Source organism: Anaerobutyricum soehngenii, assembly GCF_009697165.1.
Classification (GTDB): Bacteria; Bacillota; Clostridia; order Lachnospirales; family Lachnospiraceae; genus Anaerobutyricum; species Anaerobutyricum soehngenii.
In genome coordinates this window covers 1-17,612 of the sequence record NZ_VULP01000017.1, presented here as the reverse complement: position 1 = coordinate 17,612, position 17,612 = coordinate 1, and the positions used below count along the sequence as shown (strand labels likewise).

Here is a 17,612-nt window from a genome sequence, read left to right as displayed (position 1 = left end):
TATGTCGTTTCCTGCCTTCTGTTTACTATAAAAAAATTCTATAAATCAGTCCAAAAAATTTGAAAATAAACAGCCCTTATAAGTTCTTATTATATAAAAATGCACCTTAGAGCAAGCTCAAAATACGATTGCGTATTTTGAGTGCAGTGATACGAAGCATTTTTATATAATAAGAACTTATAAGGGCGTCTCTTTATTCTCAACCTTAAGCAGCAAACTCCTGCTGTCTTTGATCAAGGATTGCTTTATATTCATCGCAATTATCTGCTGTGATATTCTCAAGCTCGTCATCCGGAAGAATACGTCTGTCATAGTTTCTTCGGAAAAAGCCTCTTAAATAAATGAGAAAAGCAGAATTATAAATCTTTCTTGTCAGTCTTAAAATTTCTTCATAATTAATCTCTTTTAAAGCGTGATATAAATCAAAGAAATCATCGGTATCAAGATGTGCAAACTGTAAAGTCTGCTCTAATAAAACGTCATCATTCTCAAAGAGAGATATATAACCCAGCAAATACATTAACTGGCGGAAGGTCATAATAAAGTCATTCGGTTCTAATGTTTCAAGGAACTGCTCAAAACTGACCTTTACTCTCCATAGTCCTTCTTCTAAAAGATGGCGGATAGAAATCTCATTAAATGGACCAGGAATCTGAATCTTATCGATATGTACGGTTTTTAACGTGAGACGCTCCATAAAACGGGCGAGTGTAACACGACAGGCATGAAATTCGGAATAAGCATTCATATAAACAAATAAATCTTCCGTCTCATCATAGGAACTATTTATGAAATCATAAAAATGAGTAAATTCATGGAAAAGAATAAAGCGGGCATAACTGTCACTATAAAGATGAAAGCGAGGGTTCAGATGCAAAATATACTTACCCTCAAGAAGTTCAAGGATATTAAAAAAACCTTCAACATATTTTTCCGCATCATACTGTACTGCCGAAATCTGAATATCTTCCGGCAAATCATACTTTTCTTTATATTCATTCCATAAATCATTAATCTGTCTTAGATTCATATGTAACCCGCCTTCCGTACCTAATTGTCTATATTATATAACAATGCTTTTTAAATAACAACGCTATAATAAAAAGAAAAAGGATAAATTCTTGCGATTTTATTAATTTGCCTTATAATAAAAGAACATTTGCGTTGTGAGAGCTCCTTCTTCTAAGTCTTTCTGGCTGACCCAGTCTCCAAAGGAAGAAGTGCCACGCTTTGGAAGATAATGTGGATCCATTAGCAGATATTTATCTTTTTTTGCATTGTAATCAACAATTGTTCCGTAATGTCCCGGCAGATATACAATAGCAGTATCACCAGCTTTTAATTTTTGCTTTAATTCCTTAAAAGATTCTCCGCATCCATCATAAGAAAATCCATACTTATAACCGAACTTTTCAGCAGCCGCCTTAAAAAATCCGCTGTCAGTTCCGCAATCTTCAATACGATAGCGTTTATCAGAAGCGTATTTTGCCAGTTCATATGGATCAGGGAAATGACCGCTTAATGAGTAAATAGCATTTACTGTAGCAAAAATTCCACATCCAGAAGTACAGAAATTATTTGTTTCTGTATCTTGTGTTGTTTCATTTCCGTAATGATGCTTGCCCCAAAGGGGATCAAATTGGACAAAAACCTGAAGATTTCCCTTTTCAACTGCCTTTTTATTCCTGGTAAGACGCCATAAAGCATTCTGGTTATTGGTAAATTCTAAAAGATTGCTGTCATTTTCAGACAGAATTCGCTTAGTATTTACATCGCAGATAATATAATAATTCCCTTTTCTGGTAATGCGGAAAGTACCTGCTTCCTTTTCAGTTCCCCAAAGTTCATTAATATAAGGGTTAGATTCCTGCAAGGTATCCGATTTTAGATATTTATCTTCATTTGCTTTTTTGATAGTGTAGCAATTATTTCCGATATACGTAAAGGTATAAGTGAGTGTATCGGTATATGCATGATAGCTATCCGTAGAAAAAGCAGAAGAATTCTGGTTTTGATAAAAAGAAAGATGGTATGTTCCATTCGCAAAAGGTCTTTTTTCCCGTCCGTCATAAATCAGGCAGTTTGATTGAAACTCTTCCCTTGTGATCCAGCCATAATTAATAGTCCCTTTTTTAGAAGTGTACTGAATCTCGTACCAGGAACCAGAAGAACCTACAACCTTTACTCCACTGTATTTAGGAAGCATCGTTTTTAAATCTTCACTGTAGTCAGAAATATATACTGGCAATTCATTACGCGCCAAAGCATAAATGAAATCAGAATGGCTCTCATACCCATGCTGAAATGCAAATGATTTCGATGGAATGAGAAAACATCCGCAAATAATCAAAAGTAAAAATAAAATAGAATGTTTTTTCAAAGATAGCCCTCCGTTTGTTTTTCATGTACTCTCGGTATTCTTGATATTCTTATGATTCCGAGAGAGTATGTTACATTTTACAAAAGTCTTAAAAATATTAAATATATGTTACATTGCGCATTATTATACCATGAAATATCAAAAATGAAAACAAACATATTGCATAAAATGTATAGGATATTATGGCATAATTCCGATGAAAGAGATTGAGATAAATGATAATTCATGGTAAAATTATACAAAGTATTTCACAAATGAACTCTTTCTATGATTTTGTTATAGAAATACAGAACGAAAGGAATGAAGACAATGGAACAAAGAAAAAGAATTTTTGGAGCATTAGATGATTTAATGCGCTCTCCAATAGGTGAGAGACTTCGGGAAAGAATGTTCCGGGAATTATCTACAAAAGAGATACATGATATGCTGCAGAAAGAGCAGAAACCCTATAAAGAATTAATGGCATATTACCAATGTGCGCTGATGGAAGTAGAGACAAAGTTTCGTGTATTAAACGAGCAGTTTTCTCTTGTTCACGATAGAAATCCTATTGAATCAATTAAAACGAGAGTAAAGAGTCTTGAAAGTATAACAGAGAAGTTAAATCGGAGAAATCTTCCTTTTTCAACACAAAGTATCGAAGAGAATCTGACAGATATTGCAGGAATCCGTATTATCTGTTCTTTTAGGGAAGATATTTATTTTCTTGCGGACTGCCTTTTAGAGCAGGATGATGTTACTCTAGTTCAGCGTAAGGATTATATCGAAAATCCAAAGGAGAATGGATATCGAAGCCTGCATCTTATTGTAGAAGTGCCAATCTTTCTAGAACATAAGAAGAAGATGATGAAGGTAGAAGTGCAGCTTCGAACGATTGCTATGGATTTCTGGGCAAGCCTTGAACATAAGTTAAAGTATAAGAAGGATATTGTATCGGATCAGTTAACGGCTGATCTGAAACTGTGCGCAGATGAGAGTGCAGCACTTGATTTAAAGATGGACCGGATTCGTAAGGAAATAGAAGTGTTAAAGACACCTCTTGCAAAAGCGGAAGATGGTAAGAGTCAGTGAAGAAGTTGTAATGATATATTCTCTGGAAATAAATTGATTGTAAATCAGCTATAAATAGGTATAAATAAAGAAAAAAGACATAGTTAAATGATATAAGCAGGAGGTCTGTGTATATGATTTATATGTCTTTTTTTATTGGATTGATTCTTATATGTAAAGGAGGAGACTGGTTTGTTGATGCCGCATCAAAAATATCTGAAACTCTGGGAATTCCGAAATATGTAGTGGGAGCAACGATAGTAAGTTTTGCAACAACAATGCCGGAAATCATCGTATCGGCTGCCGCAGCATTAAAAGGACATTCCGCTATGGCGATTGGAAATGCAGTAGGTTCTGTTTCGGCAAATACCGGAATTATTCTTGCAATCAGTCTGTTTTTTCTTCCGGCAGCAATCAAAAGACAGGATTATATTATAAAAACAATCTTATATGTAGGAACCCTCGTATTACTTCTGATAAGTTTCAAAGACAGAGTATTTGATTGGTCAGACTGCATATTACTATTACTTGCCGGAATTTTATTTTTAATAATGAATATAAAAAATGCATTTCAAGAAAGAAATAAGGGCTTTCAAAGAAAAAATCAGAAAAACGATAGTAAAACACAGAAAAAAGAATGCTGGAAAATGTTTGTCTGGTTTTTCATAGGTGCGGTCGCTATTGTAGCTGGTTCAGAAATTTTAGTAAAATCCGCATGCGAAATTGCAGAAAAATTACATATCAGTGAAGAAATCATATCTGTTACAATCGTTGCAATGGGAACTTCCCTCCCGGAATTTGTAACGACAGTAACCGCAATCATCAAAAAAGAATCTTCTTTATCTGTAGGGAATATTGTGGGAGCAAACATGATCGATTCGGCATTTATCCTTCCTGTATGTACATTACTCGGAGGGAAAAGTCTTCCTGTTTCTACGCAGATGGCATTGATTGATATGCCAGTATGTATTTTAGTATCAGTTGTGGCATTATTTCCCATGTTATATCGGAATAAAATAGCAAGAATAGACGGAGTCTTTACATTATTAATCTACAGCAGCTATTTGATATATATATGTCGGGGTAATTTGTGATATCAAGTTAAAGTCAAAGGGTCAAAAGGGTCAAACGTCGTTCGTGCATGAACGATAAGGAGTTTGACTTTGTAATCTGCGAAACATGAGAAAATATAGTTGACAAGAAGAAACTATGGTGTTATATTTCAAATAGAACAAATAGAATTCACAACGAGAGGGTGAAGATTATGTCAATAAAAAAGGATTATTATGAAGTTCTTGGAATAAATAAAAACGCAGATGATAAAGCAATTAAAAAAGCATACCGTAAACTGGCGAAAAAGTATCATCCGGATATTAATCCGGGAGATGCCAATGCAGAAGCAAAGTTTAAAGAAGTTACAGAAGCTTATGAGATCTTAAGCAATCCAGAAAAAAGAAAACTTTATGATCAGTTCGGTCATGCCGCTTTTGATGGAACAGGAGGAGCGCAGTCAGGTGCGTATGGCAATGCCGGCGGCTTTGAAGGCTTTAACGGCTTTAATGGATTTAATGGAGCCGGCGGATTCCATGGAGGAACCTATCGTACGAAGAATGGTAACGGATATCAGGAATTCCATTTTGAAGGTGGAGACATGGGAGATATCTTTGAAAACTTCTTTGGTGGAGGTTTCAAAAAGTCTGGATTTCAGAATGATTTCAAACAAACCGGAGGTTTTGGAAATCAGCAGCATTATCAGACAAAAGGCTCCGATATTCATGCTGAAATCAATGTAAGTTTTGATGCAGCCGCCTTTGGTAAAAAAGAAACCATTCATTTAAAAGATGATCAGGGAAAGATACAGGCACTAGAAGTTAATATTCCGGCAGGAATCGAAACAGGACAGAACATCCGATTAAAAGGAAAAGGTTCTCCGGGATATCAGGGTGGTAGTGCAGGCGATTTGTTCCTGAAAGTTACTGTAAAAGAAAAACCCGGATTTAAACGAGAAGGTCAAAACTTATATAATACCGTCTCTATTCCATTTATTACTGCCGTACTCGGTGGTGATGTAACTGTACAGACAATTTATGGAAATGTTCGCTGCAATATTAAGCCGGGAACGCAGTCAGGAAGTAAACTCAGATTGCGTGGTAAAGGTATTGTATCCATGAAGAATTCTTCTGTATATGGTGATCAGTACACAACAGTGGAGGTTCAGGTACCGAAGAACCTGACCCCAAGGGCAAAACAGAAACTCAGAGAATTTGAAGATGCCTGTAAAGCAGCTTAAGGTCTGGTTTGTAGGTTTGATGTAGACGAAAAAAGAAAAAATACCATATCCCATCTGCTCTGTAGTCGTTGCGTTTAAGATGCTCGTCCGCATCTTAAACGCGCTTTGAAGACGCATCTGGGATATGGTATTTTTTCTTTTTTCTGGCTACTCTAAATCCGCGCAAAAACCCCACAGCGTAAAGTTACAAATTCAAGAATGTCCCGGCATTCTTGCTGTCAGATATGCGCTCTGCCGGAGGATATATCAGATGGAAATTGACTCCTCCACTGATACTGATTTGTTGATACTTTTTGTTAAGTCATTTTTCAGAAACTAGTTTTTAATATAGGGGTATTTCTCTTATTGCGATACCTCACTAAAGCAAGTATAATATTAAATATAACATATTTTTAAGAAAAGAGGTGCAGTTATGGGAATTTATTTGAATCCAGGGACAATAGAATTTCAGGAAAGTATAAATTCAGAAATATATGTAGATAAGACAATGCTTATTGAGAGAACAAATGCAGCTCTTAGAACAAAACAAAAGTATATGTGTATCAGCCGGCCAAGAAGATTTGGAAAGTCGATGGCGGCAGATATGCTTGCGGCGTATTACGGAAAGGATTATGATTCGGCGGCACTGTTCGATGGATTAGAAATTAGTCATTGTGAGACATTTTCCATACATTTAAATAAATATAATGTTTTTAAGATAAATATGCAGGAATTTTTAAGCATGACACAGAATGTAGATGAGATGCTTAAAGTACTTCAGAAAAGACTGATTAAAGAATTAAAATATAACTATCCAGAATATGTAGATTGTGATAATCTGGTGTTTGCCATGCAGGATATTTTCTCTTATACAGGACAATCCTTTATTGTTTTGATTGATGAATGGGATTGCTTGTTTCGTGAATATAAACAGGATGAAGAGGCACAGAGAAAATATCTGGATTTTTTAAGGGTATGGCTAAAGGATAAAGCATACATCGCTCTTGCCTATATGACAGGAATTCTTCCGGTTAAAAAGTACGGAACGCATTCTGCATTAAATATGTTTATGGAATATTCGATGACGGATTCTGGAAATATGGCAGAATATTTTGGTTTCACAGAAAAGGAAGTAGAGAATCTTTGCATAGAATATGGAATGAGTATAGAGGAAACAAAAGCATGGTATAAAGGGTACGGTCTTTATAGCCATAACAAACAGGAAGATATTTTATATTCTATTTACAATCCAAAGTCAGTTGTAGAGGCAATGTTACGTCACAGATTTGGTAACTACTGGAATCAGACGGAAACCTACGAAGCTTTAAAGATATACATTCAGATGAATATGGACGGTTTAAAAGATGCAATTATTGAAATGCTTGCGGGTAATAGCGTAAGAATTAATATAGGTACCTTTCATAATGATATGACGACATTTGCAACGAGAGATGATATTTTGACGCTGCTTGTGCATTTGGGATATCTTACTTATGATGTAGAAAAAGAATCCGTTAGAATTCCGAATAAAGAGGTGGCTCAGGAATATATTAATGCAATCAGTACAATGGATTGGAAAGAGGTAATTTCTTCTATAAATAATTCAAGAAAATTATTAGAGGCTTTATGGAATTTAGATTCAGATAAAGTAGCAGCAGGAGTAGATAAAGCGCATGAAGAAATCTCTATTCTCCAATATAATGATGAAAATTCATTGAGCTGTACGATTTCACTGGCATTTTATTTTGCAAGAGAATACTATACGATGATACGGGAACTGCCAACAGGAAAAGGTTTTGCGGATATTTGCCTGATACCACGAAAGCTTCATATGGATAAACCAGCAGTGATTATTGAATTAAAGTGGGATAAGAGTGCATCGGGTGCGATTGCACAGATAAAGGAGAAAAAATATATAGATGCTTTATCAGAATATCAGGGAAATTTGCTTTTGGCAGGAATTAATTATGATAAAAAAATAAAAAAGCATACTTGCCTGATAGAGAAGGTAGATTATAAAAAGTAAAGAGGTGCTAGGATGACAACAATTTTATGCTATGGGGATTCAAACACATACGGTTATAATCCGGTAAATGGTTTGCGTTATCCAAAAGATGTACGTTGGACAGGTGTATTACAGAAGATGCTCGGAGAGGAGTATGAGGTGATAGAAGAGGGCTGCAACGGAAGGACAACAGTTTTTGAGGATGCAAAGGAGCCATGGAAGGCGGGTCTTGGATATTTAAGGCCTTGTCTTAATACGCATAAACCGATTGACTTTGTGATTATGATGCTTGGCAGTAATGATTTAAAAAGGATGTTTCATGCATCTGCACAGGAAATTGCGGATGGGGCAGAAGAACTGGTCAAGGTCATAAAGGAATTTACAAAAGAAAAGCAGGGATATATTCCAAAGGTAGTTCTGGTGTCTCCGCCGGAGATTGGAAAAGATATTGCGGCATCAGAGTTTGCACGTTCATTTGATGAAGATGCGATTATTCGTTCAAAGGAACTCTCTGTTTTATATGAGAGAATTGCTAAAAAGTATGGTTGTATTTTCTTTGATGCGGCAAAGGTAGTGGAATCATCAAGAGTAGATTCTTTACATCTGATGCCGGAGGCACATAAGAAGTTAGCAGAAGCGTTTTATGATAGGATTTCTTTTTAGATTGGCACTCGACTATTGACATGGCTAATAATATCTGTATAATAAAGTTAGGCGAAGCAAATGGCCTTGAAAGAAGGGATATTATGTTTTTTTGGAAAATAGATGATGAGACGATAAGGTGCCTTATTAATAAAGAAGAGATTGGGCAGATGGGTTTTGATTTAAATGAATTGAGTTCGGATAATGATTTAATGGAAGAATTTCTTAATGCGATTATTGCGAATTCTAAGAATTATATTAACTGGAATACGGATAATGGTGTGCAGAATTATATTGCAAGAGCATTACCCTCAGAACAGTTTCTCATTACGATTAGTTGTACCTTTCAGGATGTAGCGATTGACCGGGATTTAGATCAGATCAAGAAGATGACGACGGCATTAAGAGAGCGGATTTCTGATGATCGGATTAATAGTATTTATTCTATGAGCGGAGAAGAAAAGGAACGGGAGTTTGAAGCTTTAGCAAAAGATCTCCATGATGTATGTATGGGAAATACAACAGAAAAAGAAGAACAAGAAGAAAAGGGAGCAGAGAAGACAGCGGCAGAGAATGTATCTTCAGAAATGCCTAAAGACTCTGCTAAAGGTATGGCATCTTCTAAAGCAGCGGAACAGGGAGGACCAGAACAGGCGGTAAGACCACATATTCCGGCCCAGAAGCTGATTTTTAAAGAGTTCCGTAATCTGATTGATTTTTGTTCTCTTTTGAATAAAGATTACTTTATTTTGTCAAGTCTTTATAAAGATGCAGAGAAATATATTTTGTTAGTAGAATTTCCGATAGAGATGGATAATTCAAAGATAATAACTTTTATGATTACAGCAGAAGAATATGGAGCAGAATGTTCAAACCAGAGGCTTGAGGGATATTATCTGTCAGAACATGCAACGTTACTTATTAAAGATAAGGCAGTAGAAACGCTTTATCGTATGAATTGATTTTGTAAATGAACGGAGTATCGTAGTAAAATGTGTTATGATTTTTGGCTATATTTTATGAGAAAGCGGGAATTATACATAACCAAATAAGAAGAATTATGATATACTAACAGGGAGTCGGTTGCAAAACAGATTCCTTGTTTTTGTTTATCTCAGTTGAGAGGATTTCCGCCTCTTTCAGGTGGTGAGTGACAGCAAATTTGTCTCTGTTGAGAGGGCTTCCACTTTTCTAAGTGGTGATTAATAACTGTATTGCGTTTGAGTTTTACAGGAGAAGTGACAGAGGATGATTAAGCAGTTGTAAAAGAAAGGAACGAAAACAGATATGGATTTATCAGATGTAAGAAAGAATATTGACCGCGTAGATGGAGAGATTCGCAGACTTTTCGTAGAACGTATGACTCTGGCAGATCAGGTTGCCTGTATTAAAGCGAAAACGGAAGATAAAATTTATAAACCGGACAGGGAAGAAGTCATTATTAAGAAACAGACAGAAGGAATGAAGCCGGAGTTAGTAAGAGAATATACAGCATTGATCAAGAGAATTATGGAAGTAAGCCGTAAGTATCAATATGGAAGAACATTAGAGCTTCGTCAGTGTTTTCCATTTGAATATACGAAGGTGCCTGCGGTAATCTTAAAACCGGCAATGGTAAGAGAAGAATTATATACCTGTGAAGACTATTCAAAAGATAAAGTGATTACGGTAGCCTCTTATGAAGAAGTGGCGGATTATATTAAAGAAGGCAAGGCAGATGCGGGAATCGGTATTATTGAGGAAGTTGGAATCGGAGTATCAGATGAACTTCATAATCTGCTTGCAGAAAAAGAGCTGTATATCACGCATTGTAAAGTGCAGGAAGACGGGGGCGTGCGCCGTAAGGTCGTTACTTTTGTAGATACGCTTGTTGTACTGCCATCGCATAATCGTGTAAAGATTATGTTTGAATGTCCGAATCACAGCGGAAGTATCAGCAGTATTTTATCTATGATTTCTGATTATGGAGTCAATCTGACGGAGATTCATTCCCGTCCGTTCTGGAAGGATAATAGCTGGAACTATAAGTTTTTTGCTGAGCTGAATGCCAATATTGATACAAAAGAAATACGTGCATTACTATACCAGCTTTCTCAGGAAACAGAGTATTTAAAGATTCTTGGAAGCTATGCCTGTGAAGGAGATTTTTAAAATGGATTTTTTAGAAGAAAAAGTATTTGACCGGGAGCAGTATGATACCTATATTCGCCGCATTCATTATGATGACCGGGATGCGGTCATGTATGAGAAAATGCTCCATTTCCTTTTCCCTTATATTGTGGAAGAACGAGGGATAGAAGATCGCGTGGGACTGATGGAAGAATATATTCACTGGAATGAACAATTAATAGAGAAGTGTCTGTATCATTTGCCGCATGATGTGCCTTATATTAATATTTGCCGGGCGTATCAGTCTGTTGTGTTGCTGCTGGCAGGTAAGTTAGAAGAGGGAATAGAGCAGCTTAGAAAGATTGGAACAGAGAATTTTCAATATGATGGAAAAGCACCAAAAGTGATCATGACACAGGATGGGACGATTTATAAACCGGTATCAAAGCTGTTTCTTTTATATAATTATGCAAAGGTGTTGAAAAAAAAGGGAGATTTTGAAGGCCTTGAAGCTTTCAAAAAAGAATTTCCCCATGCATTTACTGTTTATGGTGATGAAGGACATACAGAACATGACCTGTTTTACAAGCAGCAGGTAGAACAATACGAAGAGGTATTGTTTTATCCGATCTATCAGAGAGTTTATAAAGCTGGACGGGGACCGCAGGATTTCTTTGTTTATTATGATGTGGAAAAGTCGGTGCCTGTTTCACATATAATTTCAATTTAATAGCATTTAATATTTTATGGAGGGAAAACGAATGAAGGAATATTCATTAGGAACAAAGTGCGTACAGGGAGGTTATACACCTGGTAATGGTGAGCCAAGACAGATTCCGATCATACAGAGCACAACATTTAAATATGAGACAAGTGAGGCAATGGGCCGTCTTTTTGATTTAGAAGAAGAGGGATATTTTTATTCTAGATTACAGAATCCTACGAATGATACGGTTGCAAGAAAGATTTGTGAGTTAGAAGGCGGAAGTGCGGCAATGCTTACTTCTTCCGGTCAGGCAGCATCCTTTTATGCGGTGTTTAACATTGCTTCGTGCGGAGACCACATTGTATCCTCATCTTCTATTTATGGTGGAACATATAATCTTTTTGCAGTAACAATGAAAAGAATGGGAATTGATTTTACATTTGTTTCCCCAGATTGTACAGAAGAAGAGCTGAATGCAGCCTTTCAGCCAAACACAAAGGCGGTTTTTGGAGAGACCATTGCGAATCCGGCACTTACGGTATTAGATATTGAGAAGTTTGCCAGCGCAGCACATGCACATGGGGTACCTTTAATCGTAGATAATACTTTTGCAACGCCGGTAAACTGCCGTCCGTTTGAATGGGGCGCAGATATCGTTACACATTCCACAACAAAGTATATGGATGGCCATGCCGCAGGCTTAGGAGGCTGTATTGTAGACAGTGGAAACTTTGACTGGACAAAGTATCCGGAGAAATATCCGGGACTGTGTACACCAGATGACAGCTACCATGGTGTGATTTATACAGAGCGTTTTGGTATCGGTGGAGCGTATATAACAAAAGCAACAGCACAGCTTATGAGAGATTTCGGAGCAATGCAGTCTCCACAGAATGCATTTATTTTAAATCTTGGATTAGAAAGTCTTCATGTCCGTATGAAACGTCATTGTGAAAATGGACTGGCAGTTGCAAAGTTCTTACAGCAGCATGAAAAAGTTACCTATGTAAATTACTGTGGTCTTGAAGGAGATGCTTATCATGAACTGGCAGAAAAGTATCTTCCAAATGGTTCTTGTGGTGTAGTAAGCTTTGGTGTAAAAGGTGGAAGAAAAGCAGCAGAGAATTTTATGAAACATTTAAAAATCGCGGCAATTGAAACACATGTTGCAGATGCGAGAACCTGTTGTCTGCATCCTGCAAGTGCAACACACCGTCAGATGAATGATGAAGAGTTAGAAGCATGTGGCGTAAAACCAGACTTAATTCGTTATTCCTGTGGTTTAGAGAATGCAGAAGATTTAATTGCAGATCTTTCCCAGGCATTAGAGAGTATTTGTTAGAGGGACAAATTGGAAAAAGAAAAAGTAAAGAAGTCTTATTTTGCACACATTTTAAATGTATAATGCCTTTTGTAACAAGTTGTTAATAAATAATATATATTTACACAACAATTATTGCGAGAGGAGTTTACAATTGAGACATAAAAAGACACTATTTACATTCTTGCTTCTGTGTGGGTTATTCGTTCTTAGTAAGCCGGTATCCGCAGCGAAAGTACCGGTAATTCGTGCAGGAAAGTCAACGAATTTAAAAGGAACCATCATTAATGTGAAGTACAGAGGAACAGCAGTAACAATGGCGGATAATGCAGCAGCACCATCTATTAAGATTGGTTCTGATATTTTTGTACCATGTAAAACGCTTTTTTCTGATAATGGAATCCATGCAACTTATGCAGCAGATGGAAATAAGGTGACATTAAGACATGGAAGACGAAAGGTTATTTTTTATGCGAATAAGAAGTATGCAAAGGTGAACGGAAAGAAGATGAGCTTAAAAGTTAAGCCATATTTTGTTACATATAAGCGGAGTAATGTAAGAGATCTTCTTGTTCCTGCACAGCAGGCAGCTTCTTTCCTTGGATTAAAATATAGTTATCGCAGCGATGCGCACCTGGTAACACTGGGGCTTCGTAATGGAATTGAACAATCTGCGACACAGACAAGAAGTGTGGATAAGAATGAGTTTATTGATACGATCGGACCGCTTGCAAGGGCTAACTATAAACGTACAGGAATTCTTGCTTCTGTAACAATGGCACAGGCTATTTTGGAAAGCGGATGGGGTCAGTCTACATTAGCAGAGAATGGGAATAATCTTTTTGGAATGAAGATCAGTTTATCCGGTAATAACTGGGCTGGTTCTGCATGGGATGGAATCAACTATTATAAGAAGTCTACATATGAATACGGAGGCAGCGGCAGATATTCTATCAAAGCAAAGTTCCGTAAGTATTCCTGTGTGGAAGACTCTATTGAAGATCACTCTGCCTATCTTTTAGGGGCGAAGAGCGGAAGCAGAAAAAGATATGCAGGATTGACGAAGACAAAGAGTTATAAAAAGCAGCTTCAGATAATTAAAAAGGGAGGATACGCTACATCTGGTTCTTATGTGAATGATCTGTGCAGAGTGATTCGTACATATCATCTTACAAAATGGGATAAATAAGTAAATGTTTATAAAGACAGTATTTGACCCTATAGAGAAAGTGTATTATAGTAAAAGCAGGTTTCGGCCTGCTTTTTTGAATTTTTGATATCTGGAATCTTATCAAAGCAGGTTACTATTTATAAGGGGAGATTAATTATGGAACGAATGTTAGAAGGAATGGTCATCTTTATTGCCAGAATACATAATTATATTTTGTCATTGAATGATGCCTACGAGAAGAACTTTACAGATAAACAACTGCATTTCCTTGTAATCGGGATTATAGGTATGCTGATTTTAGCAGTAATTTATCCGCTATTTAAGATTTTAAGTGAAAATCATATCCTTGCGATTGCATTTATTTATGTATTCACAGTTATTGTTGTTATAACCTTTGCTATTGAGATTGGACAGAAGCTTTCCGGTACCGGAACAATGGATTTCGCAGATATTGTATTTGGACTTGCAGGATTTTTACTAATGTTTGCTATATTTGCAGTCATTCGAGAAATTATTCTTGCTATCGTTAATCTTTTACGAAAGTTAGGAAGACATTAGATATATCAGATGTGAGATGACTCCCACCTCTGTAGGTGGAGAGCAACAGATCAAGAATCCTGTAAAAGGGATTCTTTTTTTCTGTTCATATTTTTTCTGCATTTTTTTCATACAATTTTCAGAAAATTAGTGTATGATATAGAAGAAAAGAAAATTAAGCAAGAATGAGGGAGGCTTTTTTATGGATAAATTAAAAATAATGATCGTAGATGATGAGAGCAGAATGAGGAAACTGGTAAAGGATTTCCTGAAAAAGAAGGACTTTGAAGTTGTAGAAGCCGCAGATGGCGAAGAAGCCCTGGATATCTTTTTTAAGGATAAAAGCATCAGTTTGATCATCTGTGATGTAATGATGCCTAAAATTAATGGATTTGATGTAGTAAAAGAAATTCGCCAGTATTCACAGGTTCCGATTATCATGCTGACTGCAAAAGGCGAGGAGAGCGATGAGCTTAATGGATTTGATCTTGGAGTAGATGAATATATTTCCAAACCATTCAGCCCAAAGATTCTTGTTGCCAGAGTTGAGGCAATTTTAAGAAGAAGTAATAACCTTTCTACAGGAGAAATACGGAAAGCGGGCGGTATTGAACTTGATATCGCAGCACACGAAGTCAGAATTGATGGAAAGGAGATTACATTAAGTTTTAAAGAATTTGAATTACTGAACTATTTCGTAATGAATCAGGGAGTAGCACTTTCAAGAGAAAAGATTCTTAATAACGTATGGAATTATGATTATTTTGGAGATGCCAGAACGATTGACACCCATGTCAAAAAGCTGCGTAGTAAGCTGGGCGAAAAGGGAGAGTATATCAAGACAATCTGGGGAATGGGCTATAAGTTTGAGGTAGATTAAATAAGGTGGCATCTTGCAGCAGGAATGCCGGGGCATTCTTGAATGGTTAGGAGTACAGTATGAGAAATTCAATACGATTTAAGATGACATCAATATTAATCTTGATTGTAGGATGGGTCATTGTATTTACGTGGTTTTTGAATAATACATTTTCAGAAAAATATTATGTGTCATCTGAAAAAGAATCCATCGTGGAGACTTTTAATAAAGTCAAGAATATCTTAAAGAATGAAGAGAATCAGGATACCATTGATGAGGAAATGGAACAGATTTCTAATAAGACAAATATAAAGATGATGATTGCGCAGTCCAGTAACTATTATTATAGTCAAAATGTAATATTTAGTAATCTGATAGATGGAAGTAAAACGTACGAAGAGATTCTTGGTTACCTTGATCAGATTCGAAGCCAGGTTATTCTTGGTAATAAGGGAAACTATTTCTGGGGGGATAATAAAAAGCATATCCTGCCATGGGAAAGGGCAGAGGAGAATAACTTTTCTACACTGATAAATAAAGGATATTTCGTAACACAGTTAAAAGATCAGGCCAGTGGGCAGAATGGTATTTATCTCTTTGGATTTACAGATAATGATTATTTAATCGCCATGCGCGTGTCAATTGAAGGAATACGGGCCAGTGCAGATATCAGCAGCCGCTTCATGATATATATCGGAATGATCGGCATCATGCTGGGAAGCCTGATTATCTTTATTTTTGCATCCAGTTTTACAAAACCAATTAAAAATATGGCATCTGTTGCCAATCGAATGGCTAATCTGGATTTTGATGCAAAGGTTGAAGTCACGCAGGATGATGAACTAGGAGAACTGGGTAATTCAATGAATCAGTTGTCGGAAAAGCTGGAATCGACAATCGCAGATTTAAAATCAGCAAACCTGGAACTGAAGAAGGATATTGAGAAAAAAGAAAAGATTGATGATATGAGAAAGGAATTCCTCTCCCACGTCAGTCATGAACTAAAAACACCGATTGCCCTGATTCAAGGCTATGCAGAAGGCTTAAAAGAAAATATTACAGATGACGAAGAAAGCAAGGACTTCTATTGTGAAGTAATCGCAGACGAAGCGAAAAAAATGAATGCAATGGTCAAAAAGCTTCTCACGCTCAATCAGATTGAATTTGGCAATAATCAGCTCAGCATGCAGCGCTTTGATGTATGTCAGATGATTCAAAATAAGATTAATTCTTCACAGATACTTTTCAAAAAGAAGAATAATAAGGTTATCTTTGAAGAACAAGGTCCGGTATACGCCTGGGCTGATGAATTAATGATTGAAGAGGTATTTAGTAACTATTTGTCTAATGCATTGAATCACGTTTATGAAAATGGTACGATTCGAATCTGGTTTGAACGTATGGATAGTAACCTTCGTATTCATGTATATAATGACGGTAAATGTATTCCAGAAGAAGAACTCAATAAACTTTGGATCAAGTTTTATAAAGTTGATAAAGCTCGAACGAGAGAATACGGAGGAAACGGAATCGGTCTATCTATCGTAGCAGCAACAATGAAAGCACATGGAAAGGACTTTGGAGTAGCAAATAAAGAGAATGGAGTAGACTTCTACTTTGATTTAGATGCTAAAATTAAATCCTAACCCAATCCCACGAATCAGTTAAATTCGACAGTCTTTTTATAAAAAGGTTTATCTCAGTCGAGAAGACTCCTACTTCTTTCAGGCGGCTCGACTTGAAATCTTTTGCAGAAAATACATCGTTATTATGGAAATGTTAGTAAAATAGGGGGGAAAAACAATGAAAGAGAAGAAATATGCTGCTGAAAAGATAGAAAATTTTCAAGTAGAAGTTCCTATGGAAGAATATGTGAAAGAATGTGTGGATGTTGCGACGTTTCTTGAATTTTGCAAGGAATGTTCAAACTATGGGAAACTATGGTGTTGTCCACCATATACATTTGATGTGGAGAAGGATTATTGGAATAAGTATCGTAAAATTCAAATTATGGGACGAAAATTATATCTGCCAAAAGAACTTACGAGTCAGTCCTATGTGGAAGATGAACAATGGAAAGTAACAGAAGAATTTCTTCGCCCTTATAAAGAGGAATTAGAAGAGGAAATCTTGAAATTAGAACAGAAATATTCCGGAAGTATTTCTTTAAGTAGTGGTGCCTGCCTGCATTGTAAAAAAGCAGAATGTACACGCGTATCTGGTGAACCTTGCCGTTTTCAGGATAAAATGCGCTATTCGATAGAATCATTAGGAGGAAATGTTGGCAAAACGGTAACAAAGTATCTGAATCAGGAATTACAGTGGGTAGAAGAAGGAAAACTCCCAGAATATTTTATGCTCATTTATGGACTGTTGATTTTGTAGATTTGGTGTAGACGAAAAAAGAAAAAAGGATATATTCCATCTACTCTGTAGTGGTAGTGTAAATTATTCTGTGTAAACCTCTCAGATTGATGATAAAATCATAGGTTTATAGAATACAAAAATATAATGTAATGGGCTGAATGGCATACTTTGCTATTCAGCCTGTTGTTTATTTCGT

The 17,612-nt window shown here is 36.3% G+C and carries 16 protein-coding genes; 14 read left to right on the top strand and 2 right to left on the bottom strand.

Features of this window, described 5'->3' with window-relative positions:
* Positions 1–205: 205 nt before the first annotated feature.
* Together FYJ25_RS08870 and FYJ25_RS08865 are read right to left on the bottom strand one after the other, a co-directional pair.
* Entirely contained in the window at positions 206–1,030 is an 825-nt protein-coding gene (locus FYJ25_RS08870) for a hypothetical protein (RefSeq protein WP_096239686.1), read from the bottom strand.
* A 102-nt stretch (positions 1,031–1,132) separates the two neighbouring features.
* Positions 1,133–2,380 (bottom strand): cysteine peptidase family C39 domain-containing protein, encoded by a 1,248-nt coding sequence (locus FYJ25_RS08865; RefSeq protein WP_154581082.1) that lies wholly within the window; start codon positions 2,378–2,380, stop codon positions 1,133–1,135.
* Positions 2,381–2,689: 309 nt separating this feature from the next.
* On the opposite strand from FYJ25_RS08865, the gene FYJ25_RS08860 reads away from it, so the two are divergent.
* The 14 genes from FYJ25_RS08860 (at position 2,690) to FYJ25_RS08795 (ending at position 17,434) form a co-directional block, all read left to right on the top strand.
* Positions 2,690–3,451, top strand: coding sequence for a GTP pyrophosphokinase (locus tag FYJ25_RS08860; RefSeq protein WP_021906905.1), 762 nt, complete (start codon positions 2,690–2,692; stop codon positions 3,449–3,451).
* Positions 3,452–3,564: 113 nt separating this feature from the next.
* A complete protein-coding gene (locus FYJ25_RS08855) occupies positions 3,565–4,524 on the top strand; it encodes a calcium/sodium antiporter (protein WP_096239690.1) in 960 nt (319 codons plus the stop codon).
* Positions 4,525–4,694: 170 nt separating this feature from the next.
* A complete protein-coding gene (locus tag FYJ25_RS08850; protein WP_021906907.1) occupies positions 4,695–5,720 on the top strand; it encodes a DnaJ C-terminal domain-containing protein in 1,026 nt (341 codons plus the stop codon).
* Positions 5,721–6,132: 412 nt separating this feature from the next.
* Positions 6,133–7,725, top strand: a complete 1,593-nt coding sequence (locus tag FYJ25_RS08845; protein WP_154581081.1) for an AAA family ATPase — start codon at positions 6,133–6,135, stop codon at positions 7,723–7,725.
* A gap of 12 nt (positions 7,726–7,737) precedes the next feature.
* Entirely contained in the window at positions 7,738–8,367 is a 630-nt protein-coding gene (locus tag FYJ25_RS08840) for an SGNH/GDSL hydrolase family protein (RefSeq protein WP_154581080.1), read from the top strand.
* Between the two features lie 83 nt (positions 8,368–8,450).
* Positions 8,451–9,308: an adaptor protein MecA gene (locus tag FYJ25_RS08835; RefSeq protein WP_167513801.1), complete on the top strand. Its 858-nt coding sequence runs from the start codon at positions 8,451–8,453 to the stop codon at positions 9,306–9,308.
* Positions 9,309–9,633: 325 nt separating this feature from the next.
* Complete coding sequence (locus tag FYJ25_RS08830; RefSeq protein ID WP_021906259.1) at positions 9,634–10,497, top strand: chorismate mutase; 864 nt, start codon at positions 9,634–9,636, stop codon at positions 10,495–10,497.
* A 1-nt stretch (position 10,498) separates the two neighbouring features.
* Entirely contained in the window at positions 10,499–11,185 is a 687-nt protein-coding gene (locus tag FYJ25_RS08825; protein WP_154581078.1) for a hypothetical protein, read from the top strand.
* Positions 11,186–11,216: 31 nt separating this feature from the next.
* The gene (locus tag FYJ25_RS08820) at positions 11,217–12,503 is read left to right on the top strand and encodes an O-acetylhomoserine aminocarboxypropyltransferase/cysteine synthase family protein (protein WP_154581077.1); all 1,287 of its coding nucleotides are present in this window, start codon (positions 11,217–11,219) and stop codon (positions 12,501–12,503) included.
* A gap of 133 nt (positions 12,504–12,636) precedes the next feature.
* A complete protein-coding gene (locus FYJ25_RS14765) occupies positions 12,637–13,671 on the top strand; it encodes a glucosaminidase domain-containing protein (RefSeq protein WP_167513800.1) in 1,035 nt (344 codons plus the stop codon).
* A 138-nt stretch (positions 13,672–13,809) separates the two neighbouring features.
* On the top strand, positions 13,810–14,211 hold the full coding sequence (locus tag FYJ25_RS08810; RefSeq protein ID WP_021906263.1) for a hypothetical protein: 402 nt from the start codon (positions 13,810–13,812) through the stop codon (positions 14,209–14,211).
* 181 nt (positions 14,212–14,392) lie between these two features.
* On the top strand, positions 14,393–15,070 hold the full coding sequence (locus FYJ25_RS08805; protein ID WP_021906264.1) for a response regulator transcription factor: 678 nt from the start codon (positions 14,393–14,395) through the stop codon (positions 15,068–15,070).
* A gap of 59 nt (positions 15,071–15,129) precedes the next feature.
* Positions 15,130–16,695, top strand: coding sequence for a HAMP domain-containing sensor histidine kinase (locus FYJ25_RS08800; RefSeq protein WP_167513799.1), 1,566 nt, complete (start codon positions 15,130–15,132; stop codon positions 16,693–16,695).
* A 157-nt stretch (positions 16,696–16,852) separates the two neighbouring features.
* The gene (locus FYJ25_RS08795; protein WP_154581075.1) at positions 16,853–17,434 is read left to right on the top strand and encodes a DUF2284 domain-containing protein; all 582 of its coding nucleotides are present in this window, start codon (positions 16,853–16,855) and stop codon (positions 17,432–17,434) included.
* Positions 17,435–17,612: the final 178 nt, after the last annotated feature.